Consider the following 26,489-nt stretch of genomic DNA (forward strand, 5'->3'; position numbering starts at 1 on the left):
TGAGATGGATTGAAGTCAGAAATCGGTGTTGAAGAAAAATGTCTGGAAGAGCCGCCCGGTCCGCTTGCAATGGCCGAAATGGCCCTGACTGCAATGAAATCGCTTGCCGCGAAACAAGACGAGACGATTGAATCGATTGGCGACCTGATCGGTCAATATCCATCGTTCACGAACGCTCGCGTCCTTGTCGCATCGTTGCCGCTGGACATGATCGTCCGGGTAGAGTTCAATGCCGGTCTCGATATGCCGAAAGAACGCAGTCCCGGCACCGGGCGGCGCGTTCGGGCTCAGGTACAGGACGCCGGACCACAGCGTGGTGTGGTCCGCGTGTACCCACGTGCGATCGTCCTTGACGCTGAACTGGAACGCCCCGTTGTAAGTGTCGACAGGCCAGTACGTGATCGGCCGCTTGACGATCGCCTGAATGGCCGCGCCGACATCCGCCTGCAAGAACGGTCCTGTGCGGGCGCCCGGATAGTTGCCCTTCACGGAAAAATCCTGCGCCAACGCGAACTCGCGCACGCGCATTGGTTCCTGATAGAAGTCATCCGTGACAATGATGGAATCTTGCATCGGCATCACCTTGGCAGCACGTCGGAGGCATCCGGGCCGCGTGGCGTGTCGGCAGCCTCGCGTGCGTCGGCCAGCTTGTCCTCCATGCGCGACTGCACCCAGTGCAGATGTTCCGGCGCGATGCGTGGCCGTTCGACCTTTCGGAATCCGACGCGCCGATCGTAAAATCCCGCTCGGATTTCCTTGGAAACCTCGAAAATATGGGGGTTGTAGCCGTAGACATCGTACAAATGCTGTTCGACGACGCCGATCAGTTTGCAATTCGACGTGTTGCCTGCAATGGCGACGCTATGCCATCCTGCCGCCCGAATCAACGCGAGCTGCTCCGACTCGCTCATGCGCCGTGAGAGCAGCGGCGACGCGCACATGAACGCATTGTCTTCATTTCGTTTCGTGAACGCGCTGACCGGATAGGCCAGCGGCGGAAACCGATGCCCACTGAGGATCAGCCGAAGATTGCGGGCTCTGCAAGTCTTTGCCATCGCAGCGAACACGCCCCCGATACACGACGTACAGGGGATCTTGCCGTCGGTCGATTGCAGCGACTCGCGCGCCGCGCGACGAATGTCGATGGTCTCGATCACCAGATCGACGCCGAAGCGTGCGCACAGTGCGCGGCCATTCTCTTTCACGGCATCGGGTATGAACCCGTTGTCCACCAGAACCGCGACTGGCTTGAGCTTCAGTTCATTGACGGCGAGCCATAGCGCAAGCGCACTGTCCTTGCCGCCCGAGAATGCCAGCACCGAATCCGGCGTGCCCGCCCCCCGGTACGTACTGACAACTTCAAGCAGCCGCTCCGGTGCATAGAACCCTTGTGCCGATTCGACTTCGAATTCAACACAGTCACTGCACAGGCCCGTCGGACCGATCTGCACCCCCGGAAGGTCTTCCGCCAACAGGCAGCGTGTGCAATGGCGGTCAATGGCGCGGGCGACGCCGCTCGATACGTCGATGCCGAGCCGGCGCAACGGCATGCCGGTGGCGTTGAACAATGCCTCGCGTTGTTCCGGAGACAGATTCAGGATGGCGGATGACATTTCCGAAACTCCCAGGCGGGAAGGACAGCACGGATTCAAACAGCGCAGGCGCACGTGCGGCGCGGCCATGACGACGGGCACCGGATGAGAGCGGACGATGCTGCCGCATCGATCCCGGGCGATTGCGCCAGGAGCGGCCGGCCGCGTTGTGCGCCCGGCGGCTCCTGCCACGCATCACTCGTCGTCAGTGCTCGCCTTAATTACCCTGCGGTCCCTGAATACCATTGAGACCTTGAGGACCCTGTGGGCCTTGCGCGCCTTGAAACCCCTGCGAACCTTGGACGCCTTGGGGCAGCGGATGCCCTTGGACACCCTGAGCGCCCTGCATGCCCTGGTAGCCCTGGACGCCTTGCGGCCCCTGCACGCCCTGAACGCCTTGCGGGCCCTGGATGCCTTGGTGCCCCTGCATGCCGTAGGCGTTTTGCGGACCTTGGAAGCCTTGCGGACCCTGCATGCCTTGTACGCCCTGCGGGCCCTGGATGCCTTGATGCCCTTGCACGCCATAGGCGTTTTGCGGACCTTGGAAGCCTTGAGGACCCTGCACGCCCCAAACACCTTGATGACCTTGCATGCCTTGAACGCCCTGCGGACCCTGCACGCCTTGCGGGCCTTGGAAGCCCTGCACGCCTTGGAAACCCTGAGGGCCCTGGAAGCCCTGCACGCCTTGGAAACCCTGCGGGCCCTGGAAGCCCTGCACGCCTTGGACGCCCTGCGGGCCTTGGAAGCCTTGATGTCCCTGCAAGCCTTGAGCGCTTTGCGGACCTTGGAAGCCTTGCGGACCCTGCACGCCCTGGACGCCTTGCGGACCTTGGAAGCCCTGATGACCCTGCACGCCCTGAACGCCCTGAACGCCTTGCGGACCTTGGACGCCTTGCGGGCCCTGGAAGCCTTGATGCCCCTGCATACCCTGAACGCCTTGCGGACCCTGGAAGCCTTGCGGGCCCTGAACGCCCTGAACGCCCTGAACGCCCTGGAAGCCTTGCGGTCCTTGGACGCCCTGGACGCCCTGAACCCCCTGGACGCCTTGCGCGCCCTGGAGTCCTTGTGCAGCCCCCTGAGGCCCCTGTATGGCCGGCGGATGGGAGACAACCCTGATCGACGCAATATCTTGCCCGGTCATTGCGCGGATGTGCTGGATTTGCTCCGGATTCAGCGGTAGTACCAAGTCATGTTCACTCATGATGATTTGCCCCCTTGGCAGCGAAAAAGAATCAACAGCTGACGGACATGATTTTCATGAGATCCGGGGCATCGCCACAAGCTAGCCAGGTTGCCAGGAAACCCAAAGCGCGGGCCCTCTGCGAATACCCGCCGGCGAAAGCGTGGCGATACGACCGCACGGCACCGTCCGTCGAACTATGCTGTATGTGTGTGCGGCGCGCAGTCGTTGGATCGCAGGCAGGAGGCAGCATGGCCATACAGGATGGTTTCGTCGGCAGTATCGGCAATACGCCGCTGATCCGGCTTGGCAAGCTCAGTGCCCAGACCGGGTGCGAGATTCTCGGCAAAGCCGAATTCCTGAATCCTGGCGGATCGGTGAAAGACCGTGCCGCCCTCTACATCATTCAGGATGCCGAGCGGCGCGGCACTCTCAAGGCCGGCGGCACGGTGGTCGAAGGCACAGCCGGCAACACCGGCATCGGATTGGCGCATATTTGCGCCGCACGCGGATACCGATGCGTGATCGTCATTCCCGAAACCCAGTCGCAGGAAAAAATGGATCTGCTGCGCGTGCTCGGCGCCGAGGTGCGCCCGGTGCCCGCGGTGCCGTACAAAGATCCCGACAACTATCAGAAGATTGCCGGCCGATTGGCGCAGGAGACCGACAACGCGATCTGGGCCAATCAATTCGACAACCTCGTCAACCGGCAGGCTCACTTTGAGACGACCGGACCGGAAATCTGGCGCGACACCGCAGGGAAGGTGGATGCGTTCGTCTGTTCCACCGGTACCGGTGGCACGCTCGCGGGCGTTGCGCGGTATCTCAAGGAACAAAACCCGGCCGTCAAAACGATCCTGGCGGATCCGCACGGCAGCGGCCTGTACAGCTTCGTGAAGACCGGCGACATCCAGGCGGAGGGCAATTCCATCACGGAAGGCATCGGCTCCACCCGCGTGACCGCCAACCTCGAAGGCACCCCCATCGACGATGCCATCCGCGTCGATGACCAGACTTGCGTCACGATGGTGTATCGACTGTTGCGGGAAGAAGGTCTGTTCGTCGGCGGCTCGACCGGAATCAACGTGGCGGCAGCCGTCCGGCTCGCACGCGAAATGGGACCCGGTCACACCATCGTCACGCTGCTGTGCGACCGCGGCAATCTTTATTTTGCCCGGCTGTTCAATGCGGCCTGGCTTGCGGAGAAGGGGCTGGTGGCAGGCTGACAAGGCGCCGCAGCGCCTCACACCACCACTTCAGGCGTGGTATCGGCCCCTTCCCTGCGCCACCGCATATCGCTTGCGGAGGCGACGGTCGGTTTGCATTCGATCGACGTCTCGTCCAGTCCTTGCAGCAGCGGGCATCGCTCGAACAACTCGGCCACCCAATCGACAAACACCCGCACCTTCGGCGACAAATGTCGATTGTGCGGATACACGGCCGAAATCGGCATGGGAGGCGGCTTCCACTCAGGCAGCAGTTCCACCAACTGCCCGCTTTGCAAGTACGGCAGCGCCATGAAGCGCGCGATCTGGATGATGCCGAAGCCTTCGAGCCCGCACGTCAGATACGCCTCGGCGTCATTGACCGCGACCGGGCCCGCCATGCGGATCTCGACCTCCTTGCCGTCGACGAGAAACTCGTCATCGAGCACGCGGCCCGTTCGGCTGGAAAAATAGTGCACCGCAATATGTTGCTGGAGATCATCCAGTGTGCGCGGCACGCCCATGCGTTCCAGATAGCCGGGGGCGGCACACGTCAGCCCCTGGAACAGGCCGATTCGGCGCGCCACCAGGCTCGAATCCTGCAGCGTGCCCACGCGCAGCACGCAGTCCACGCCTTCCTGAATCAGATCGACCGGTTTGTCGCCCATGCCGATCATCAATTCGACTTCCGGATACTTCGTGTGGAATTCACACAACGCCGGCAGCACGATCAATTTTCCCATCGAGCCCGGCATGTCGACGCGTAACTTGCCGCGTACACGCTGGCTCCCCTCCCGAAACGATGATTCGGTCTCCTCAATGTCGGCCAGGATCCGCAGACAGCGTTCGTAGTAGGCCGCGCCGTCCGGCGTCAGGTTGAGACGGCGCGTGGTTCGCTGCAGCAAACGGGTGCCGAGATGCGCTTCGAGATTCTGGATGACGGTGGTCACGGACGTGCGCGGCATTTCGAGCATGTCAGCCGCGCGCGAGAAGCTGTTGGCCTCCACCACGCGCGTGAATACCTGCATCGCTTGTAGGCGATCCATACGATTCCCCAAATATATGAATATTCCACCAGGGCATAAACCAATGCCGGCGCGGGTAGCGCGGATTAGTCGTCATGGCCGAATAGTGTTGCCAAATTATAGGCGTTTATCCGCGCGTGCGTGGTGACTAGACTTCGGTTCATTCTCTCTGCCAAAGGGGCGCTCAGCGCCACGCAACATGTCAGCCACTGCCCAGCCGAAAATGTCGGCGCCCATCGCCGGGGTTCGCACCGACGACGTCACTATCGAAGGCCACGCCGGCCAGATCGCACTGCGCCTGTACCGGCCGCAGCCGCATCAGGCGGCGCCGTCGGGTGAAGACGGCGTTGTCGTGCCGCTCGGCGCACGCCTGCCGACCGTCATGTATTTCCATGGTGGCGGCTTCACCCGGGGTTCGCTCGACGATGGCGACGCGGCGGCCCACTATCTCGCCAGCCAGGTGCCGGCGCTGGTCGTGTCGGTCGCCTACTCGCTTGCCCCGCAGCACCCGTTTCCGGCCGCGCCGGAAGACGCCTATCGCGCCGCCCTCTGGGCATATCGCCATGCCCGCCGCTTCGGCGGCGACGCACGCCGCATGGGCGTCGCGGGTCACGACGCGGGCGGCAATCTTGCAACGGCACTCGCCATGATCGCGCGTGATCGCGGCGAGATCGAGATTGGGGCACAGGCGCTGCTCGCGCCGCTGCTCGATCCGAGCATGACTCGCCTGGGCGACGTCAAACTGCCCTCCGACGTCGAAGCCCGCGAATGCGCCGCCTGCTACCGCGCCTATCTGCCGCACGCGGCGCAACGACTGCATCCGTATGCCGCGCCGCTCGAATCTCGCCGGCTGGCGGGCCTGCCCCCGGCGCTTATTGCCTCGGCCGAACACGACCTGCTGCACGTGGAGGCCGAGAAGTACGCCGGCGAACTGATCGCCGCCGGGGTCCCGACGCAAGTCACGCGCCATCGCAGCGCCTCGCATGGCGCACTGGCCGCCCTGCCCGCCGCGCTCTCCGAAGTTGCGGCCTTTTTTACCCGTCAACTGGCGTTGCCGCCGGTCGGCCATAACAAGTAAATCCCTGTCTACGGAGATTTTCGACATGACTATCGCTCGCAAACCCCTCGCCTTCGCCATTGCCGCCACGCTGGCCGTGATCGCCATCGGCACGTTCACCGTCGTGCGCGTCGACGCCAGCACGCCGTCGGCCGTGCAATCCGTGCCGGCCGCGGAAGTCGACGTTGCCAACGTCCTCGCGCGCACCATCACCGACTGGCAAAGCTATTCGGGCCGTCTCGAAGCGATCGACCGCGTCGACATCAAGCCCCTCGTCTCCGGCACGATCGTCGCCGTCCATTTCAAGGACGGCGCCCTGGTCAAGAAAGGCGATCCGCTGTTTACCATCGACCCGCGCCCGTATGCCGCCGAAGTCGACCGCGCCCAGGCACAACTCGCCGCCGCGCAGGCCCGTGACGTTTACACCAGCACGGATCTCGCCCGCGCCCAGCGCCTGATTGCGGACAACGCGATCGCCAAGCGCGACTTCGACCAGAAGGACAATGCCGCGCGTGAAGCCGCCGCGAACCTGAAGGCCGCGAAAGCTGCAGTGGAAACGGCCCGCATCAATCTCGGCTACACCCAGATCGTCGCCCCCATCGCGGGCCGCGTATCGCGCGCGGAAATCACCGTCGGCAATACGGTCTCGGCCGGCGCCGGCTCGCAACCGTTGACGACGGTCGTGTCGGTCTCGCCGATCTACGCCTCGTTCGACGTCGATGAACAGACCTTCCTGCGTTATCTGTCGAAAGACGCGCGCAGTACCGCCCCGGTGCCCGTGTCGCTCGGCCTGGCCAACGAAGACGGCTATTCGCGCACCGGCGACGTGGCCTCCGTCGACAACCGCTTCGACACGACCTCCGGCACCATCCGGGTGCGCGCACGCTTCGACAATTCGGACGGCACGCTCGTCCCCGGCCTGTATGCCCGCATCAAGGTCGGCGGCGGTGCGCCGCATGCCGCAGTACTGGTGGACGAAGCCGCGATCGGCACCGACCAGAGCAAGAAATTCGTGATGGTGGTCGATGCACAGAACAAGGTGCAGTACCGCGAAGTCACGCTGGGCGCGCGCCACGAAGGTCTGCGCGAGATCGCGACCGGTCTCGAGGCCGGCGAGCGCATTGTCGTGAGCGGCCTGCAACGTGTGCGTCCGGGCGACGCCGTCAATCCGAAGTCCGTGCAGATGGCGGGCGCCGACACCCCGGCGCCAGGCAAGACCGTCGCCGCCAATCCGGCAGCGCCGCGTTCATAAAAACGCCGCGACCCTGATCGAGTTTCGTCATGAACATATCAAAATTCTTTATCGACCGACCCATTTTCGCGGGCGTGCTCTCGATCGTGACACTGCTGGCCGGCCTCATCGCCGTCTTCCAGCTGCCGATCTCGGAATACCCTGAAGTCGTGCCGCCGTCGGTCGTGGTGCACGCCCAATATCCGGGGGCGAACCCGAAAGTGATCGCCGAAACGGTCGCCGCGCCGCTCGAAGAGCAGATCAACGGCGTCGAAAACATGTTGTACATGCAGTCGCAGGCCAATAGCGACGGCAACCTCACGACGACCGTGACGTTCCGCCTCGGTACCGATCCGGACAAGGCCCAGCAGCTCGTACAGAACCGTGTCTCGCAAGCGCTGCCGCGCCTGCCGGAAGACGTGCAGCGCCTCGGCGTGACGACGATCAAATCGTCGCCGACGCTGACCATGGTCGTCCACCTGATCTCGCCGAACGACCGCTACGACATGACGTATCTGCGCAACTACGCGCTGATCAACGTCAAGGACCGTCTGTCGCGCATCAACGGCGTCGGCGAGGTCCAGTTGTGGGGCGCCGGCGACTATTCGATGCGCGTGTGGCTGGACCCGGCCAAAGTGGCCGAGCGTGGCATGACCGCTTCCGACGTCGTCAAGGCGATCCGCGAGCAGAACGTACAGGTCGCCGCCGGCGTCATCGGCGCCTCGCCGAGCCTGCCGGGCACGCCGTTGCAGTTGAACGTGAACGCCCGTGGCCGGCTGACGAGCGAAGATGAATTCCGCGACATCATCCTGAAGACCTCGCCCGACGGCGCCGTCACGCACCTGCGCGACGTCGCCCGCGTACAGCTCGACGCATCGCAATACGGCCTGCGTTCGCTGCTCGACAACAAGCCTGCCGTGGCGTTGGCGATCAACCAGTCCCCCGGGGCGAACTCGCTGCGGATTTCCGACCAGGTCCGTGAGGCCATGAAGGAACTGCAGGCCGACATGCCGCCGGGCGTCGAATACCGGATCGTCTACGATCCGACGCAGTTCGTGCGCTCGTCGATCAAGGCCGTCGTCCATACCTTGCTTGAAGCCATCGCGCTGGTCGTGCTGGTCGTGATCGTGTTCCTGCAAACGTGGCGTGCGTCGATCATCCCGCTGCTGGCGGTGCCCGTATCGATCATCGGCACATTCGCGCTGCTGCTCGGCTTCGGCTATTCCATCAACGCGCTCTCGCTGTTCGGCATGGTGCTGGCGATCGGGATCGTGGTCGACGATGCAATCGTCGTGGTGGAAAACGTCGAGCGCAACATCGCCTCCGGCTTGTCGCCAAAGGAAGCGACCTACCAGGCCATGCGCGAAGTCAGCGGGCCGATCATTGCCATCGCGCTCACGCTCGTGGCCGTGTTCGTGCCGCTCGCCTTCATGTCGGGCCTGACGGGACAGTTCTACAAGCAGTTCGCCATGACGATCGCCATCTCGACGGTCATCTCCGCATTCAACTCGCTGACGCTCTCGCCTGCCCTCTCCGCGCTACTGCTCAAGAGCCATCACGACAAGCCGGATTGGCTCACGCGCCAGATGAACCGCCTCTTCGGCCGCTTTTTCGCCGCGTTCAACCGTGTATTCCACCGCGGCTCGGAGCAATATGGCCGCGGGGTGACGCGCGTGATCAGCCGCAAGGCCGTGATGATGGCGATCTACCTCGTACTGCTGGGCGGTACTGTGCTGATGAGCAAGGTCGTTCCCGGCGGCTTCGTGCCTGCGCAGGACAAGGAGTACCTGGTTGCCTTCGCGCAACTGCCGACCGGCGCATCGCTCGACCGTACGGAAAAGGTCATCCGCGACATGACGGACATCGCCCTCAAGCAACCGGGCGTGCAGAGCGCCGTCGCGTTCCCGGGCTTGTCCGTCAACGGTTTCACGAACTCGTCGTCGGCCGGCATCGTGTTCGTCACGCTCAAGCCGTTCTCCGAGCGTCATGACAAGACGCTGTCGGCCGGCGCGATCGCCGGCACATTGAACGGCAAATTCTCGCAAATGAAGGATTCGTTCATCGCCGTGTTTCCGCCGCCGCCCGTGTTGGGTCTCGGCACGCTCGGCGGCTTCAAGCTGCAGGTGGAAGACCGCGGCGCCGTCGGCTACGAGGCGCTGAACGCGGCCACGCAGGCGTTCATCAAGAAAGCCTCGCAGACCAAGGAACTGGGCCCGACGTTCTCGTCCTACCAGATCGACGTGCCGCAATTGAACGTCGACCTCGACCGCGTGAAGGCCAAACAGCTTGGCGTGCCCGTCACCGACGTGTTCGACACGATGCAGATCTACCTCGGCTCGCTGTATGTCAACGATTTCAACCAGTTCGGCCGCGTGTATCAGGTGCGTGTGCAGGCGGATGCGCCCTACCGCGCCCACGCCGACGACATCGGCCTGCTCAAGACACGCAATGGCAATGGCGAGATGGTGCCGCTGTCATCGCTGGTGAAGGTGTCGCCGACCTACGGTCCGGAAATGGTCGTGCGTTACAACGGCTTCACCGCAGCCGACATCAACGGCGGCCCGGCACCCGGATATTCATCGGGCCAGGCGCAGGCTGCGGTCGAACGCATTGCGGCGCAGACCCTGCCGCATGGCGTGAAGTTCGAATGGACCGACCTGACGTTCCAGCAGATCCTGGCCGGCAACTCGGCGATGTGGGTGTTCCCGATCAGCGTGCTGCTCGTGTTCCTGGTGCTTGCGGCGCAGTACGAAAGCCTGACCCTGCCGCTGGCGGTGATCATGATCGTCCCCATGAGCATCTTGTCCGCGCTGTTCGGCGTATGGCTGACGCGCGGCGACAACAACATCTTCACGCAGATCGGCTTGATGGTACTGGTGGGACTCTCGGCGAAGAACGCCATCCTGATCGTGGAATTCGCCCGGGAACTGGAACTGCAGGGACGGACCGCGCTGCAAGCGGCGATCGAGGCGAGCCGCTTGCGTCTGCGCCCCATCCTGATGACGTCGATCGCCTTCATCATGGGTGTGGTGCCGCTCGTGACATCGACGGGCGCCGGTTCGGAAATGCGTCACGCCATGGGTGTCGCGGTGTTCTTCGGGATGCTCGGCGTGACCGGCTTCGGCCTGATGATGACCCCCGTGTTCTACGTACTGTTGCGCACGATGGCTGGCAAGCGCGCGCTGCATAGCGCCCATGCGCCGACGGTCCCGGCCAACGTCACGGCTGAAGTTTGAGGAATCGAATCATGAAGACGATGTGGATGAAACGCGGCTTCGGCGTCTCCGGGCTGCTTGGCGCCCTGCTGGTGGTTGCCGGCTGCTCGATGGCCCCGACCTATGAAACCCCGGCCGTCTCAATGCCGACGGCATTCAAGGAAGCGGCGCTCGCCTCGCACGAAGCGGGCACGTGGAAACCGGCGCAGCCGTCGGAAGCCGTCGCGCGCGGCGAATGGTGGAAGGCATTCGGCGACGCCACCCTCGACAGGCTCGAGACCGAGGCGCTTGCCGCCAACCAGAGCTTGAAGGCGGCGGCAGCGCGCGTGAAGGAAGCGCGCGGTGTACAGCAGCAAGCGCGCGCCGGCCTCTTCCCGAAGATCGATGCGGGCTTCGGTCCCACGCGCGAGAAAGCGTCGCCGGCCTCGCAAGGCTTGCCGGCCGACGGCAACGTTGCGCCGCAGACGCTGTGGCGCGCGCAAGCCACCGTCGCGTACGAGGTCGATCTGTTCGGCCGTGTTTCGGACAGTATCGCCGCCGCACGCGCTGACGCCGATCAAAGCGAAGCGCTATTCCGTTCGGTGCAATTGGCATTGCAGGCCGACGTCGCGCAGAACTACTTCAACTTGCGCGAACTCGATGCTGAACAGGATCTGTTCACGCGCACCGTGACGTTGCGGGCGGAGGCCCTGAAGCTGGTACAGCGGCGCTTTGAGGAAGGCGATATCGGCGAGCTCGACGTTGCCCGCGCCAAGGCCGAACTGGCGACCGCGCAGTCGGATGCGCTGGCGGTGGCGCGTTTGCGTGCCGCGTCCGAACATAGTCTCGCAATCTTGCTCGGCAAGACGCCGGCCGAGTTTGACATGCCGGCGCGGCCGCTCGTGCCTGTCGGCGTGCAGATTCCGGCGGGCCTGCCATCCGCATTGCTGGAGCGCCGCCCCGATATCGCTGCGGCCGAGCGTGCGATGGCCGCCGCCAACGCGCGCATTGGTGTCGCCAAGTCGGCGTTCTTCCCGTCGCTGTCGTTGACGGGGGCAGGCGGGTTCGAGGCGGGCTCGCTTGGCGACCTGTTCAAGTGGTCGAGCCGCACGTTCCTGCTCGGGCCGCTCGCGGGCACGATGCTGTCGCTGCCGATCTTTGACGGCGGCGCGCGCAGCGGCAACCTGGCGCGTGCGCGTGCGCAGTACGAGGAGGATGTGGCGAACTATCGGCAGCAGGTGCTCGTTGCGTTCCAGGAGGTCGAGGACAACCTGTCGAACCTGCGTTTGCTTTCTGATCAGACGCGCGCGCAAGGCGACGCGGTGAAGGCCTCGAACCGGGCGGCGCAACTGTCGCGCACGCAGTATCAGGAGGGTTCGATCAGCTATCTGGAAGTCATCGATGCGGAACGGTCGGTGCTTCAGTCGCAACGTAGCGCGGTGCAGTTGGCGGGCGCGCAAGCGGTGTCGACCGTCAACCTGATCCGCGCGCTCGGCGGCGGCTGGGGTGATGCGGGCGGGCCGGCAACGTCCCCGCAGCAATCGGCGCCGCAAAGTCTCACGCCGGCAACGGTCGCGGCACGCTGATCGTCATTGCGAAGGCCCTGCGGTCGTGCGAGCGGCCAGGATGGATGCAATCAGCAATCCGAATGTTAGGATGGTGGCGTCAGCCGGCCTGCCGGCTGACCGCGGGTGTACCCGAACACCATTCCCGGTCTTCCGACCGCATCGACAGGGAGCCTTCGATGACAACGCGACGTGCACTTCTGGCGCTCTTCACGGCAACGGCCACCGCCGGACTCGCCGGCATATCGACATTCGTCCAGGCGCAAGGCGGACCGCAGACACTGCCGTCTGGCCCGGGCCGTCCCGGCGGGCGCCCTCCCGGAAACGGCGGGGGCCGACCGCCCGGGCACGGCGGACGCCCTCCTGGACACGGTGGCCGGCCACCGGGCCACGGCGGGCGCCCTCCCATCCATGGTCGTCCACCGCCCCGCCCTCCGTTTCCGGCACCGCCGCCGTGGGCACACAAGCCATGGCGCCGGGGCGATAGGATTCCGTATGATTACCGCGGCCGCAATTACGTGATCGAAAACTGGCGCCCCTATGGCCTGCCGCCGCCACCGTATGGCTACCAATGGGTCGGCGTGGGCAGCGATTACCTTCTGATATCCGTTCGGAGCGGCATCATCGCCCAGATTGTCATCGGGCGCTGATACCTTCGGGGCCGGCAGTGTGTCGCTTGCGTATCGATGCTCGCACCGGCTGCAACTGCCCGTCTTGCCTATGGGTGCTCACGCCGGCCGCAGCATTGACCCGCTTTCCGCTCCCGACAGAACACACGTACGCGGAAAGCGGGTCAACGCTCCGGCGAACCGCCACCGTTCCGTCGACACACTGCCTCAAGCCACCCAATGCTTGCCCCAGTCTGACACTACCGCCGTCTTCACCAGCCGCTCCACGCGGCATGCCGATTCCCGGACTCGCTCTCGAGGGACCGGCGTCGACTCCGATAATCGTCATGCCGTGACACCCCGGCGGTCCACTCAGCCCCCGCGGCCTCGGGGCCGTAAACCGAACGTGGGTTTCGACGCACCACTGCGTATCACGCGGTGCCGTTCATCCGCGACGACGTCGGGCGCGCTTCTCGCGTATGAGATCCCCCGGTCAAAAGTACCATCACTTCACTCCCGCAACCGGTCGAGCCAGATTCACGGCGCAACGCACCGTGTGCGTCGCCGGTAGCCCCGGCCCCATCTCCCACGTATCAAGATTTCTCCCGGTAATCATGGGGTCACGGGAAAACCGGTTGAGAACCCCGCCTGACGGATAGTCGCCTTCCGCATAGCCGCGTTCGACCCGCTTCGTGCCGCTCGCCGGCCCCTTGGGATCCCGCTCGGGGCTCACCTGGTAATACGAAGCGTCATACCGGTCCTGCATCCACTCCCAACCGTTCGAACTCATGTCATAGAATCCCAGCGGATTCGGCGGAAACATGCCCACCGGATTGAGGGCCGTGCGCCAGACGGCCCCCTGACCTGTCGGATGACCTTTCACCACTGGGCTCAGCAACTTTTCCTGCTCGTAAGAAGGGGCATTGCGTCCGATATCGAGATGGCCGTTGTCCGTCGCCCAGATGAAGTTTTGCCCACCGCTGCGCGCTGCGTACTCCCATTGCGCCTCCGTCGACAAATCGAACGGCACGCCGGTGGCCAAGGCGGCATCGATTCGCTGGATGAGGAATTCGTTCATGCGTTCTTTGAGCAACTCGAAGAACTCGCGAGCACTGCGCATGAACTTTCGGCGCAAATCTTCGAGCAGCGGAACCACTTCATCGAGCGTGCGCAGCCGCTTGCCGCGTAACGCCCGCCCGCAGCGGCCGCTTTGCCCGGATGGCATCTCATCCGGGCGGTTATCGATGCGTTACCGCCCAGACCTTCGCGATAAGGCCGGAATACACCGAGGGTTTCAACGAACCGGGGCGCATCGTGCGGTGCCGGCACATCGAAACCCGCGTTCGGTTTACGGCCCCGAGGCCGCGGGGGCTGTGTGGACCGCCGAGGTGTCACGGCATGACGATTATCGGAGTCGACGCCGGTCCCTCGAGAGCGAGTCCGGGAATTGGCATGCCGCGTGGAGCGACTGGTGAAGACGGCTGTCGCGTCAGACTGGGGCAAGCATTGGGCGGCTTGAGGCGGTGTGTCGACGGAACGATGGCGGTTCGCCGGAGCGTTGACCCGCTTTCCGCGTACGTGTGTTCTGTCGGGAGCGGAAAGCGGGTCAATGCTGCGGCCGGCGTGAGCATCAATAGGCAAGACGGGCAGTTGCGGCCGGCGCGAGCATCAATGGCAAGCCCGGCGGCAGACGGCACTAGTAAAAAGGCAAGAAAGCCCCCATCCGAAAACGCATTCCCGCCATGCCTCAAGCACCCCCGCCCTTTCCATATCCCGAAAATTACATCACAATACGATATTTTTTCGCAGACACCCCCATTTCAAGAAATACGATATATCATGCACGAAATATCATCCAGGCCTCCCGCCAAGGACAGGGGCCTTCGACATTGGAGCAACATGGCATGGTGACGTTTTCGGACATCCGGCGCTGGTTGACCGGCTTCGCGCCCGCAGTGGCGCCGGTTCGATGGTCCGAGCGCCTGCGCGCAGGGTTCGGCGCACTCGTCGGTATCGCCCTCACGGGCGGGTCGATGCATTGGCTGCTCGGCCCGGCGGCGAGCATTCCATGGCTGGTCGCCCCCATGGGCGCCTCGGCCGTACTCCTGTTCGGCGTACCGGCCAGCCCCCTTGCACAACCGTGGTCAATCCTCGGCGGTAACCTGATTGCCGCCACCGTCGGTGTCGCCTGCGCAAACTATTTCGGATCGCCCGTTCCCGCCGCCGCCGCCGCAGTCGGCGTCACCATCGCGCTGATGTTCACTTTCCGGTGCGTCCACCCGCCTTCAGGGGCTGTCGCGCTGACCGCCGTCCTCGGCGGCCCGTCGGTCCACGCACTCGGTTTCGGGTTCGTGCTCGAACCGATCGCCGTGCAATCCGTCGCCCTGCTGGGTACCGCGATCCTTTACCACGCGCTGACCGGCCACCGGTATCCGCATGCCGCAGTTCGCCCCGCCACACCGACCCCGAAACCCGTCATGATGACGCCGATTCCGGTCCTGCTTGAAGACGTCGAAGCCGTGCTCGCACGCCGCGAAGACATGCTCGACATCGACCCGAACGACCTGGCCACGCTGCTGCGTGATACCCAGCGCGAAGCCTACGCACGCATGGCGCGCGCCGTCGACCATTTCGGCTTCAAGGCCGCGCACGCGTCGGCAGCAACACCGCCACAACCGCGAAATGAAACATCCGGCCACGCAAACGCCGGCAAAAACATGGAAACGACCGAATCGCTGCAGTAACACCGGCCTCACCTCAAGTTCCGGTTCTTATATGCCGATAATCCCTATACCCCCGCGTTAGTCGCATCAACGCCCGGGACGGGGCCGCGCAAGGGACATGCGCGCGACCAGGACAATCCTCTCCTGTCGAAAACATGTATAAGAACATCACGATTCGGACCAGCCTGACGCTGGTCGTTGGCTTGCTCGGCGCCCTGCTCATTGTTGTCTGCGTACTCGGCATGAGCGCCCTGGCGTCGAGCAATCAATCCCTCAGCGCCATCTCCAAGGTCGATACCCCCGCGCTCGCGGAACTCAAGATAGCCTCCGAGCAACTGCTACGCCTGCGCCTGTCGATGTCGACGTATTCGTCATACCTCGCGCTCGGCGACGACCCCGAAGGCGCCGCCAAGGTCTTCAAGCGCAGCAGCGGGTACGTCGAGCAATCGGACGCCCAGTGGAAAGCGTACATGACACGCCCGAAGGACGATGCGAAGGAAGACGAACTTGCCCGCGCCGCAGACCTCAAGCGTCAGGCTTTCCTCAAGGAAATCATCGATCCGTCCATGGCCGCGCTCAAGGCCGGCGACATGACCACGTACCACCAGATCCAGTCACGCATGGCCCCCCCCGCCTACGCCGCCTACGACTCGATCCTGCGCAATCTGGAAGAGATACTGATCGCCCGCCAGAATGCGCGCTTTCAAGCGGCGCAAACGCGTTTTCTCACCATGCAGATCTCGCTCGGCGTAGCCCTCGCCGTCGCGCTGGTCGTCGGTGTGTGGGGCCGCCTGATGCTCGCGCGCGCGGTGGTGCGCCCCATTCAGCAGATGATCGGCCACTTCGAACGTATCGCCGGCGGCGATCTCAGCGCCCGCGTGCAGCAGCGCACATCGAATGAAATGGGCCATCTGTTCGGTGCGCTGGGCCGCATGCAGCAATCGCTCGCGACCACCGTCGGTGTCGTGCGCGAAAGCACCGAGGCGATCCATGCCGGCGCCCACGAAATCGCGGAAGGCAATGCGGATCTCTCGCAACGCACCGAATCGCAAGCGTCGTCGCTCGAACAAACGGCAGCCAGCATGGAAGAGTTGACGGCGGTCGTCAAACAAAACGCCGAGAATGCGCGCCAGGCCAGTCAGCTTGCCGTGACCGCTTCCGAGACGGCCGAACGGGGCGGGAATGTGGTTCAGGAGGTCGTGACAACGATGCGCGGCATTGCGGAAAGCTCGCAGAAGGTCACGGAAATCCTGACCGTTATCGACGGCATCGCCTTCCAGACGAACATCCTCGCACTCAATGCCGCCGTCGAAGCGGCGCGTGCCGGCGAACAGGGCCGCGGCTTTGCGGTCGTGGCCGGCGAAGTCCGCACCCTCGCCCAGCGCAGCGCGGCGGCCGCGAAGGAGATCAAAGGGCTGATCGAAGCCTCCGGCGAACGGGTTCAGAACGGTACGATGCTGGTCGAGCGCGCGGGCACCACGATGGCCGACATCGTGCAGGCCGTCAAACGGGTCACGGACATCATGGGCGAGATCTCGGCCGCGTCCATCGAGCAAAGCAGCGGCATCGAGCAGGTCAACCGCGCAGTCACACAGATGGACGAGATGACGCAGCAGAACGCGGCGCTGGTCGAGGAGGCGTCGGCGGCAGCCGGGTCGCTCGAAACGCAAGCGCAGCGCCTGCGCGAGTCGGTCGCGTTGTTCCGCCTGTCTTCGCATGAGGCGCCCGTTGCCGCCGCGACAGCGCCAGGCTACTCGCGTGACACCCAAGGAGGAATGGCATTGGCCGCCTGAATACGGCCTTGATCCGGACGGCATCGCGCCGCTGGAGAATGGTGCCGCCTGACGATCAGGCGGCACTCGGCACGGCCGATCAGCCGACGAACGCGCGCTCCACGAGATAATGCCCCGGCGCGTGATTGTGGCCTTCGGTGAACCCGCGTGCTTCAAGCAGCGCACGCGTGTCCTTGAGCATATCCGGGCTGCCGCACAGCATGATGCGATCGTCCTGCGTCGAGAACGGCGGCAGGCCGATGTCGGTGAAAAGCTTGCCCGACTCGATCAGTTCCGTAATACGGCCCTGGTTCTCGAAGTCTTCGCGCGTGACCGTAGGATAGTAGATCAGCTTGTCGCGCACGTACTCGCCCAGATACTCGTGCGCCGGCAGGTGCTCGGTAATGAGGTCGCGGTAGGCAAGTTCGTCGACGAAACGGCAGGTATGCGTGAGCACGATGTGTTCATAGCGCTCGTAGACTTCCGGATCGCGGATGATGCTCATGAACGGCGCCAGACCCGTGCCGGTCGACAGCAAATACAGGTTCCTGCCCGGCAGCAGGTTGTCGACAATCAGCGTGCCCGTGGGCTTGCGGCCGACAATGACCGAATCGCCCGGCTGCAGATGCTGAAGCCGCGACGTCAACGGCCCCTCCGGCACCTTGATGCTCAGGAACTCGAGCGTTTCCTCGTAATTGGCGCTCGCCATGCTGTAGGCGCGCAATAGCGGCTTGCCCGCGACTTCGAGGCCGATCATGGTGAACTGGCCGTTGACGTATCGGAACGAAGCGTCGCGCGTGGTCTTGAAGCTGAACAGCGTGTCAGTCCAGTGATGGACCTCCAGCACCGTTTGTTGATTCTGTGAACTCATATTGAAGTAGACATGGGCGATGGCCCGCCAGGCAGCGTCGACGCGATTGCCGGCGCCGCGGGCCGGTGAACCTGTCTATTTTACCCTACATGGGAATGACTTTCATTTGTCTGAACGAAATCCGTGCGGGTTTTGTGCCTGCCAGCGCCAATGGTCCGCGCACATCCGCTCAAGGCCGAACGCCGCCTGCCAATCGAGCAGGCGCTTCGCGGCGCCCGGCTCCGCATAGCACGCCGCAATGTCGCCAGGCCGCCGGTCGACGATCTCGTAGGGCACTGGCCGCCCGCTCGCCGCTTCGAACGCCCGAATCACTTCCAGCACGCTATAACCTCGTCCGGCGCCAAGGTTGACGGTGAAGCCGCAATCGAGCGTCGACAGGCGGTCGAGCGCCGCCAAATGCCCCCGCGCCAGATCGACGACGTGAATGTAGTCGCGTACGCCGGTGCCGTCCGGCGTCGGCCAGTCGCCACCGAAAACGCGCAATCGGGGCAATTTGCCCACGGCGACCTGGGCGACGAACGGCATCAGATTGTTGGGGATGCCTGCAGGATCCTCACCGATCAGCCCGCTCTCGTGAGCGCCGACCGGATTGAAATAGCGCAGCACGGCAATGCGCCACGACGGGTCGGCCGCGGCAAGGTCGGCCAGGATCTGTTCGCCGATCAACTTCGTCTGGCCGTACGGATTGGTGGCGGACAGCGGAAACGATTCGTCGATCGGCACCGACGCCGGGTTGCCGTAGACAGTCGCCGACGAGCTGAAGACAAGCGTCTTCACGCCACGCGAGCGCATGGTTTCCGTTAGCGTGAGCAGGCTGCCGATGTTGTTGCGGTAGTACTCAAGCGGCTTTGCGACCGACTCCCCGACCGCTTTCAAGGCGGCGAAGTGAATCGCGCCGGTGATCGGATAACGGTCGAACACCCGCGCCATAGTCTCGGGCGAACACGCGTCGCCCTCCACTAACGCCAGGTCGCGCCCGGTGATGCGGCGCACGCGGGATATCGCTTCGGGGCGGCTGTTGACCAGGTTATCGAGCACGACGACGTCGTAGCCGTGTTCAAGCAGTTCGACACAGGTGTGCGATCCGATATAGCCGGCGCCGCCGGTGACGAGAATGGTGCCCTTGGTGGTCATATCAATTTCGGGGTCTGCGGGACGGCCGCCTCAGCGGCCGCGCCCATTCTACCGCAACGGATTTCGCGAAATCGCGCGGCGTGCCGGCGCTGACAGGCAAGTACCGCTCAGCGCAAAGGCTCACCTTCGAACGTCAGCGGTCCCTCGTACGTTTCGGTGTAAGCGAGGTGCGAGCGCAGGCCCGCGTCAGGGTGCCAGAGATACACGCCATAACCGGGCGGTTCCAGCATGATCGACTCAGGCGCCGCCGGCTCGAGTACAAGCGTGATCTGATGGGCCGTCGATACGCAAGTCGATGCAATCGTGCCGGCAAAGCACGCCGTGATGCTCCGATGCACATGTCCGCACAACACGCGCTCCACATGCGCGTGACGCGACAGCACCTCGGCGAGTCCGCGTTTGCCCGCCGCCGACAGGCCCAGTTCGTCCATGAACCCGATACCCGTGTCGAACGGCGGGTGATGCATCAGCACGACGGTCGGACGGCCCGAGCGGCGCCCGAGCTGTTCATCGAGCCACGCCAGCCGCTGATCGCACAAATGCCCGCCTCCATTCGGCGGGTCTTGTGTATCCAGTGCGACGATCGACAACGGCCCCAGTTCCAACGTGTACTGCACGAACGGCCCGCCGGTACGCAGATAGGCATGCTCGGGGAACGCCCTGCGCAATTTCTCGCGATCGTCGTGATTGCCAACGAGGAAAAACACGGGCACTTCGAGTGGCGTGAGCAACTCACGCAAATATTCGTACTCCAATATATCTGCGTCGTCGACCAGATCGCCGGTGGCGAAGACGGCCTGCGGTCGCGGACGCAATGCGTTGATGGCAGACACCGCGCGCCGCAGCGCTGCGGCGGTGTCGACGCGCGCACAGGCCAACTCGCCCGGACGCTTGATATGAAGATCGGTGATTTGGCAAAACAGCATGACATGCCTCTGGGGGAACGCTGACGGCCGGTGCCGGAACGACAAACACCGCCTCTTTCGAGTGTAGACCGCGCAGCATGGGCCCGATATTGGCACGAAGATGCACTAGGGAAAGCACCGAGTACCGCCCATCAAGGGGTTTCGGCTGCCGGACCGCGTAAGTGCCTCATCTGACGAGGATTTCCCCGGCCGCCATGAAGTTTTACGGGGAATTACATGTCAAAAAGCCCGCAAACCACCGCCAGAACTGGCCCACAGAGCGCCGAAGGCTCTATAATGCGGCTGCCCGGCTAGTGCCGGCGCCGTTGCGGGCCCTCCGCGGGATGGGGTGATTCACCCCTCGCGGGACGGCTCCGAGACGGTAGCAATGACGCACGCACCGCGTGGGTTATGGCGCGGATACAACACCAGCACCCGTCAAATGGCGAAAGTGTTAGAGTTGTCGCCGGTATTTACCACCTCTCAAGGGAATTACACATGAACAAACAGGAATTGATCGACGCCATCGCTGCCAAAACCGGCCAGAGCAAAGCCCAAACCGGCGAAACGCTCGACACGGCTCTGGAAGTCATCAAGAAGACCGTTAGCAAGGGTGATAACGTGCAGGTGATCGGCTTTGGTTCGTTCAGCTCGGGCAAGCGTGCCGCTCGTGTCGGCCGTAACCCGAAGACCGGCGAAGAGATCAAGATCCCGGCCGCCAAGACCGTGAAGTTCACGGCTGGCAAGGCGTTCAAGGACGCAGTCAACAAGAAGTAATTTCGGTTGCGCGCAGGCCGGCCTTCGTGCCGGCCGCTCTTTTTCGCGCACCCAACGCGGGCGGCGGCACGGACTTCGACGCCGTGCTTTCCCCGCGAATGGCTTTCCTCCATAATGGAGTAACCATGCCATTTGCTCGGCACACCGGCCCGTTCGGCCCGAGGTCCGCCGGCACTCCTTCGCGTGAACGCCACCGCTTGCCCGAAGCTTCCACCACTGCGCCCACGCGTGCTGCGCAGACGATCGGCCCACGACGCCGTCACGCGGCTCGCGGCCGAAATCCTCGCCCGATGGCCAACGCCCGACCCCGTTTCCGGCGCGCCGACCGATCCTGAGATCATCCACGACTGCCGAGTCGCAACGCGTCAGATGCGCACCCTGCTCGATGTGTTTGCGCCGTGGCTCGAACGCCGGTGGCGGCAGCGATTGCGCAGGCGTCTGCGCAAGTTCGCCGGTGCGCTTGGCGCGGCGCGCGACGCAGATGTCTTCCTCACGGCCACGCTTCCCGCCTTGCAGCTCGCGCACAGTACGATCGACTGGGAAGCCACGCGCGCGGCCGCCGAATTACGCCAGACCGAAATGTATGGCAACGCTGCGCAAGCCCTTTTCGACGCGCGCCATGCCAGGCTTGTGCGCCGGATCAAGCGCGCGTTCGGCATCGGCGCAAAGGGATCGCCGAACCTGCGCCGTGCCCGCGCGCTCAAACCCGGCCGTGGCGCGTCCGCCACCGGGCCCAAGGCATTGGCACGGCGGGCGGTGCGGCAGTTGCGCCGCCATTGCGACAGCCTGTTTCCCGAGGTCGGTCAAATGGCCACGCTCTCGCCCGAGCAACTCCATCGATTGCGGGTGCGAATCAAGGCAGCCCGCTACGCCACGGACATGTTGTCGCCGTGGCTTCGAAAATCAGTATGCACGAGATATCTCGCCACCCTGCGAACGGCGCAGGACCTGCTGGGCGAGGTGCATGACCTTGGCGTCGCCCGCCAGCATTGCGACACTTGGCCCGTTTTGCCGTCGCAACGGGAGGTTATCGGCCACTGGCTCGACTCGCGCATGGCAAATCTGACGCAAACCGCCGCGCAGGCGGTGCATCAACTGCCTTCGCCCGACGCATTGCGGCGCGCGATACGCCAGCGTTGACCGGCGGCCACGTCCGCCGTGCGCAACAGCCGCATGCCGTTGGCGATCACCAGCAGGCTTGCGCCGACGTCGGCAAACACCGCCATCCAGAGCGATGCCGCCCCCGACAGTGCAAGACCGAAAAACACCACCTTGATCCCGAGCGCCAGCACGATATTCTGCGTGAGCACCGATGACGTTCGGCGCGACAGACCGATATACGCCGGGAGTTTGCGCAAATCGTCATCCATGAGCGTGACGTCGGCCGTTTCGAGCGCCGTGTCGGTCCCCGCCAGGCCCATGGCGAAGCCGACGTCCGACGCGGCCAGTGCAGGCGCGTCGTTGATCCCGTCGCCGACCATGCCGACGGGCCCGTACGTCTTGCGAAGCTGCGTGACCGCTTGCCATTTGTCTTCCGGCAGTAGCTCGGCCCGCACATCCGTCACGCCCGCTGCGTGCCCGATGACATCTGCCGTGGCGCGGTTGTCGCCCGTCAACATCACGGTGTGAATGCCCAAGGCCGTCAAACGTGTCAGCGCTTCACGGCTCCCATCGCGCAAGGTATCGGCGACGGCGAGCACGGCAAGCGCTTGGGTTTCGTCGGCCAGCACAATCGCGGTGCGCGCCTGCGCCTCCAGCCGTTGCAACGCCGCTTCCACCTCGGGACGGCACACCCCCAGCGATTCGATCAGCCGGTGATTGCCGAGGTAGTAGAGCGTGCCTGCGATACGGCCGCGCACGCCCTGCCCGTGCAACGCTTCAAAGGCATCGACGGCCGCCAGCGGCCCCGCGTGGGCGGCCACGACCGCGCGGGCGATCGGATGGGTCGTGTGCGAGTCCAGCGCGGCCGCCAAGGCCAGCATTTCGGCGCGATCCCGGCCGTCAAGCGGCTCGACATCCGTCAGGACCGGCTCGCCACGCGTGAGCGTGCCGGTCTTGTCGAGCGCGACGACGCGCAGGCGCCGCCCCGTTTCGAGGAACGCCCCGCCCTTGATCAAAATCCCCATGTGCGCGGCGGCCGTTAGTCCGCTCACGACCGTCACCGGCGTGGAAATCACGAGCGCGCACGGACACGCGATCACAAGCATCACCAACGCGCTATAGATCCAGGGGGTCCACGCCAGTCCCAATGCCAACGGCGGCACGAACGCCACGAGCAAGGCGCACAAGACGACAGCCGGCGTGTAGACGCGGGAGAACCGGTCAACAAAACGCTGCGTCGGCGAGCGCTGCTGCTGTGCGGTTTCGATGATCCTCACGATGCGCGCAAGCGTCGTGTCGCCCGGCGCGGTGCTAACGCGGTAGGCCAGCAGGCCACTCTCGTTGATGCTGCCTGCGTAGACCACGTCGCCGGGATGTTTGTCGACGGGCACGGACTCGCCCGTGATCGGCGCCTGATTCACGGCGGACGCCCCCTGCTCGACGACACCGTCCAAGGCGATGCGTTCGCCGGGACGCGCGCGCACCACGGCGCCGACGGTGATGCGTTCGACCGCGGTGTCCTGCCAAGTTCCGTCCGCCTGGGCGACGGACGCCTGCTCGGGACTCAGCTGCATCAATGCCTCGACCGCCCGGCGCGCGCGCGTGAGCGACGCGGCTTCCAGCTTCTCGGCGAGTGCGAAGAGCACGATCACCATCGCGGCCTCCGGCCACTGGCCGATCGCAAGCGCGCCGAGCACCGCAAGCGACATCAGGAAATGGATGTTCAGCGTCACGTGACGTAGCGCGATCCAGCCCTTCTTCAGCGTAGGCAAGCCGCACAAGGCAATCGCGGCAACGACCGCCGCACCGATCCACGGGCTGTGCTCCGGCACGCCAGCCCACGCGGCCCCTTCGGCCAAGGCCGCCAGCGCACCGCCGGCGCCAAGGCGCCAAACACCCGCGCGCGCACGGCGTGCAGCATCCGGGGCAGCGTTTGCCGCATTGTCGCCGGGACCGAGCCGCACCGGCGTCATGCCGAGACTGCGCAGTGTCCGGGCCGACGCCTCCGATACGGCGGCGACATCAGCCGCGGCGGCGGCCACCACCGTCAGTTCGCGCGTGAGCAGATTGAAATACAGATCGGCGACGCCGGACTGCTTCCCGAGCTGGTCGCGAATCAGTTGCGCCTCGGTCGGGCAATCCATCTGCTCGATCCGGAATCGCACCTGCGGCAGCGCATCGGAGGGCGCCGCCGTCACGGCCGCCGTCCCAGCGTGGGCGTGATCGTGGCCGCAACACGGCGCCGGGTGCGCGCCAGTCCCGGCATGATCGTGCGACGGCCTGGACGGCAGCGAGGGGGGCATGACGGTGTCCGTATTGCTCGGCATGAATTCTCCCGGTAACGCAAAAAGTGTTACCCTAGATTGAAAACCCTGTAGCGACTACGGAGTCAAGCATGAGAATTGGAGCGCTGGCCAAAGCCGCCGACACGGATGTCGAAACCATCCGCTATTACGAACGCGCCGGCTTGCTGGCCGCCCCGCCGCGCACCGATGCGGGCTACCGGGCATACGGCGAGGAGCATGTGGAAGCCCTGCGGTTCATCCGCCATTGCCGCTCGCTCGACATGCCGCTGGCCGACGCCAAACGTCTCGCGGAACTGGCCCATGACACACACGTGACCTGCGAGGATGCGAACCGGCTGATCGAATCGCATCTGGCGCGCGTGCATGCGCGCATCCACGCCCTGCAATCGCTGGAGCAGCAATTGCTGCACCTGCAGTCGCAATGCCGCAGCCGTCACGAAACCCAGGACTGCGGCATCCTGCGTGCCCTGATGCAGGGGGCGCACGGCGAAGCGTGCGCCTGCCACACGGACGCGCAGACCGGCCAGGAGACGATCACGCCCACCTGCGACGAGGCATGTCACACGCATTGACGTGCGTTCCTGCGATCCTCCCGGTCAACCCCGTTCGCCCATGGCGCGTTTGTTGCATGAGGAAACTCGCTGGACGCTGGCGAGTTCGATACAATGCGACAAAACCCGTTCGCACTTCGATTGAGTGCGGATGAACGGCACGCAACGCGGGGCCGCGTGAATCGCGAACCGCACCGATGCCTGCAAAACATTTTCGCGCCCGACCGCGCGCCACACTCTCGGAGACCTTATGCCAAGCGACGTATTCGCCACGCCCCAGCCCACGACGACTGACAGCGCCGACATCGTCATCATGGGCGGCGGCGCCGCGGGCATTTCCGTTGCCGCGAGCCTGCGCCGCCGGCGCCCGACGCTCTCGATTACCATCGTCGAGCCTGCCGACACGCACTACTATCAGCCCGCCTGGACGCTCGTGGGCGCCGGTGAATTCGAGTCCGCCGACACCGCACGTCCAATGGCGAGCGTCATTCCGCCAGGCGTGACATGGCTCAAGGCCGCCATCACGGCGTTTGCGCCTGAGCAGAATCATGTCAGCCTGTCCGACGGCCGCCGCCTCGGCTATCGCTTCCTGATCGTTGCACCCGGTCTGCAGTTGAACTGGGAAGCGATCGACGGCCTCTCCGAAACCCTCGGCCAAAACGGCGTGACGTCGAACTACCGCTTCGACCTGGCCCCTTATACCTGGTCGCTGGTCAAGCAGTTTCGCGGTGGCAACGCCCTGTTTACGCAGCCGCCGATGCCGATCAAGTGCGCCGGGGCGCCGCAGAAGGCCATGTATCTGTCGGCGGACACCTGGCGCCGCCAGGGTGTGCTGGACAAGGCCAGGATCGAGTTTCACCTGGTTGCCCCGGTGCTGTTCGGCGTCAAGGATTTCGTGCCGGCCCTGATGGAGTACGTCAACAAGTACGGCATCTCGCTGAACTTCGGTTCGCATCTGCGTGCCGTCGACGGCGCACGCCGCGTGGCGCGCTTCGAGATCGTCAATGCGGAAGGCCAATCGACGTTTGTCGACAAACCCTTCGATATCCTGCACGCCGTGCCCCCGCAAAGCGCGCCCGATGTGGTGCGCGCCAGTCCGCTGGCCGATGCTGCGGGCTGGTGTGCCGTTGACCAGGGCACGCTCCAGCATCCGCGCCACGCCAACGTCTTCGGTATGGGCGATGCGTGCTCGGCGCCCAACGCAAAGACCGCGGCCGCAGCCCGCAAGCAAGCCGTGGTCGTGGCCGAGAATCTGCTCGCGACGCTCGACGGCCGCCCGATGCCGCTCCAGTACGACGGCTATGGCGCCTGCCCGTTGACCGTCGAGCACGGCAAGATCGTGCTGGCGGAGTTCGGCTATGGCGGCAAATTGCTGCCCACCTTCCCGATCGACGGCACGCATGCCAACCGCATCGCCTGGGTGCTGAAAAAGTACATCCTGCCGCAGGTGTATTGGAACGGCATGCTGCGCGGCCGTGAATGGCTCGCGCGTCCGGCGCGGTGACACCCGATCGGCCGGCCTGAATCCCGTCGGCCGGTCCGCCATGCCTTCCGTTGCAACCCGGCCTCAATTTTCTGGGCCGCCTGCCGTTAACAGGACGAGAACCCGATAGCACCGCAACCGGGAACGCGCATCCGTCAGGCCACGCCTTGCGCGCGGTCTGCCGGTCGGCCAAGCCGTCTGGCCGACAT

At 64.5% G+C, this 26,489-nt stretch carries 20 protein-coding genes and 1 pseudogene; 13 read left to right on the plus strand and 8 right to left on the minus strand.

The window, feature by feature from the left end; translation table 11 throughout:
* Positions 1-15: 15 nt before the first annotated feature.
* Complete coding sequence (locus PTE30175_RS03675) at positions 16-573, minus strand: DUF6445 family protein (protein WP_150695679.1); 558 nt, start codon at positions 571-573, stop codon at positions 16-18.
* A gap of 5 nt (positions 574-578) precedes the next feature.
* The gene (locus PTE30175_RS03680) at positions 579-1,613 is read right to left on the minus strand and encodes an adenine nucleotide alpha hydrolase family protein (RefSeq protein WP_150695680.1); all 1,035 of its coding nucleotides are present in this window, start codon (positions 1,611-1,613) and stop codon (positions 579-581) included.
* A gap of 304 nt (positions 1,614-1,917) precedes the next feature.
* Between PTE30175_RS03680 and PTE30175_RS29030 the strand changes: the two genes are divergently transcribed.
* Together PTE30175_RS29030 and PTE30175_RS03690 are read left to right on the plus strand one after the other, a co-directional pair.
* The gene (locus PTE30175_RS29030) at positions 1,918-2,772 is read left to right on the plus strand and encodes a glutamate-rich protein 5 (RefSeq protein ID WP_224788584.1); all 855 of its coding nucleotides are present in this window, start codon (positions 1,918-1,920) and stop codon (positions 2,770-2,772) included.
* 251 nt (positions 2,773-3,023) lie between these two features.
* A complete protein-coding gene (locus PTE30175_RS03690) occupies positions 3,024-3,998 on the plus strand; it encodes a cysteine synthase A (protein ID WP_150695682.1) in 975 nt (324 codons plus the stop codon).
* A 17-nt stretch (positions 3,999-4,015) separates the two neighbouring features.
* On the opposite strand, the gene PTE30175_RS03695 is transcribed toward PTE30175_RS03690, so the two are convergent.
* Complete coding sequence (locus tag PTE30175_RS03695; protein ID WP_150695683.1) at positions 4,016-5,023, minus strand: LysR family transcriptional regulator; 1,008 nt, start codon at positions 5,021-5,023, stop codon at positions 4,016-4,018.
* Between the two features lie 178 nt (positions 5,024-5,201).
* Between PTE30175_RS03695 and PTE30175_RS03700 the strand changes: the two genes are divergently transcribed.
* The 5 genes from PTE30175_RS03700 (at position 5,202) to PTE30175_RS03720 (ending at position 12,699) form a co-directional block, all read left to right on the plus strand.
* Positions 5,202-6,080: an alpha/beta hydrolase gene (locus PTE30175_RS03700; RefSeq protein ID WP_150695684.1), complete on the plus strand. Its 879-nt coding sequence runs from the start codon at positions 5,202-5,204 to the stop codon at positions 6,078-6,080.
* A 25-nt stretch (positions 6,081-6,105) separates the two neighbouring features.
* A complete protein-coding gene (locus PTE30175_RS03705) occupies positions 6,106-7,311 on the plus strand; it encodes an efflux RND transporter periplasmic adaptor subunit (RefSeq protein WP_150695685.1) in 1,206 nt (401 codons plus the stop codon).
* A 29-nt stretch (positions 7,312-7,340) separates the two neighbouring features.
* Positions 7,341-10,526, plus strand: a complete 3,186-nt coding sequence (locus tag PTE30175_RS03710; RefSeq protein ID WP_150695686.1) for an efflux RND transporter permease subunit — start codon at positions 7,341-7,343, stop codon at positions 10,524-10,526.
* A gap of 11 nt (positions 10,527-10,537) precedes the next feature.
* Entirely contained in the window at positions 10,538-12,070 is a 1,533-nt protein-coding gene (locus tag PTE30175_RS03715; RefSeq protein WP_150695687.1) for an efflux transporter outer membrane subunit, read from the plus strand.
* A 158-nt stretch (positions 12,071-12,228) separates the two neighbouring features.
* On the plus strand, positions 12,229-12,699 hold the full coding sequence (locus tag PTE30175_RS03720; RefSeq protein WP_150695688.1) for an RcnB family protein: 471 nt from the start codon (positions 12,229-12,231) through the stop codon (positions 12,697-12,699).
* Positions 12,700-13,162: 463 nt separating this feature from the next.
* Here the strand turns inward: PTE30175_RS03720 and PTE30175_RS03725 are convergent, their stop codons facing one another.
* On the minus strand, positions 13,163-13,882 hold the full coding sequence (locus PTE30175_RS03725; RefSeq protein WP_150695689.1) for a formylglycine-generating enzyme family protein: 720 nt from the start codon (positions 13,880-13,882) through the stop codon (positions 13,163-13,165).
* Positions 13,883-14,561: 679 nt separating this feature from the next.
* Here PTE30175_RS03725 and PTE30175_RS03730 point away from each other — a divergent pair.
* Positions 14,562-15,266 (plus strand): annotated as a pseudogene (locus PTE30175_RS03730) (HPP family protein); the annotation flags it as partial.
* Between the two features lie 269 nt (positions 15,267-15,535).
* The gene (locus PTE30175_RS28955; RefSeq protein WP_150695691.1) at positions 15,536-17,173 is read left to right on the plus strand and encodes a methyl-accepting chemotaxis protein; all 1,638 of its coding nucleotides are present in this window, start codon (positions 15,536-15,538) and stop codon (positions 17,171-17,173) included.
* 79 nt (positions 17,174-17,252) lie between these two features.
* Here the strand turns inward: PTE30175_RS28955 and PTE30175_RS03740 are convergent, their stop codons facing one another.
* The 3 genes from PTE30175_RS03740 to PTE30175_RS03750 all read right to left on the minus strand — a co-directional run bounded on the left by PTE30175_RS03740 (position 17,253) and on the right by PTE30175_RS03750 (position 20,083).
* Entirely contained in the window at positions 17,253-18,023 is a 771-nt protein-coding gene (locus tag PTE30175_RS03740) for a ferredoxin--NADP reductase (protein ID WP_150695692.1), read from the minus strand.
* A 102-nt stretch (positions 18,024-18,125) separates the two neighbouring features.
* Positions 18,126-19,157, minus strand: coding sequence for a UDP-glucose 4-epimerase GalE (galE, locus tag PTE30175_RS03745; protein WP_150695693.1), 1,032 nt, complete (start codon positions 19,155-19,157; stop codon positions 18,126-18,128).
* Between the two features lie 107 nt (positions 19,158-19,264).
* The gene (locus tag PTE30175_RS03750; protein WP_150695694.1) at positions 19,265-20,083 is read right to left on the minus strand and encodes a phosphodiesterase; all 819 of its coding nucleotides are present in this window, start codon (positions 20,081-20,083) and stop codon (positions 19,265-19,267) included.
* Positions 20,084-20,560: 477 nt separating this feature from the next.
* On the opposite strand from PTE30175_RS03750, the gene PTE30175_RS03755 reads away from it, so the two are divergent.
* Together PTE30175_RS03755 and PTE30175_RS03760 are read left to right on the plus strand one after the other, a co-directional pair.
* Positions 20,561-20,839 (plus strand): HU family DNA-binding protein, encoded by a 279-nt coding sequence (locus tag PTE30175_RS03755; RefSeq protein WP_150695695.1) that lies wholly within the window; start codon positions 20,561-20,563, stop codon positions 20,837-20,839.
* Between the two features lie 228 nt (positions 20,840-21,067).
* On the plus strand, positions 21,068-21,979 hold the full coding sequence (locus PTE30175_RS03760) for a CHAD domain-containing protein (protein ID WP_191628810.1): 912 nt from the start codon (positions 21,068-21,070) through the stop codon (positions 21,977-21,979).
* Here the strand turns inward: PTE30175_RS03760 and PTE30175_RS03765 are convergent.
* Positions 21,931-24,267 carry a heavy metal translocating P-type ATPase gene (locus PTE30175_RS03765; RefSeq protein WP_150695697.1) on the minus strand — a complete coding sequence of 779 codons (2,337 nt, stop codon included), beginning with the start codon at positions 24,265-24,267 and terminating at the stop codon, positions 21,931-21,933. The genes PTE30175_RS03760 and PTE30175_RS03765 overlap by 49 nt on opposite strands.
* 68 nt (positions 24,268-24,335) lie before the next feature.
* On the opposite strand from PTE30175_RS03765, the gene PTE30175_RS03770 reads away from it, so the two are divergent.
* The gene (locus PTE30175_RS03770; RefSeq protein ID WP_150695698.1) at positions 24,336-24,818 is read left to right on the plus strand and encodes a Cd(II)/Pb(II)-responsive transcriptional regulator; all 483 of its coding nucleotides are present in this window, start codon (positions 24,336-24,338) and stop codon (positions 24,816-24,818) included.
* A gap of 229 nt (positions 24,819-25,047) precedes the next feature.
* Positions 25,048-26,301 carry an NAD(P)/FAD-dependent oxidoreductase gene (locus tag PTE30175_RS03775; RefSeq protein WP_150695699.1) on the plus strand — a complete coding sequence of 418 codons (1,254 nt, stop codon included), beginning with the start codon at positions 25,048-25,050 and terminating at the stop codon, positions 26,299-26,301.
* Positions 26,302-26,489: the final 188 nt, after the last annotated feature.

The sequence above is a fragment of the Pandoraea terrae genome (genome assembly GCF_902459695.1).
Classification (GTDB): domain Bacteria; phylum Pseudomonadota; class Gammaproteobacteria; order Burkholderiales; family Burkholderiaceae; genus Pandoraea; species Pandoraea terrae.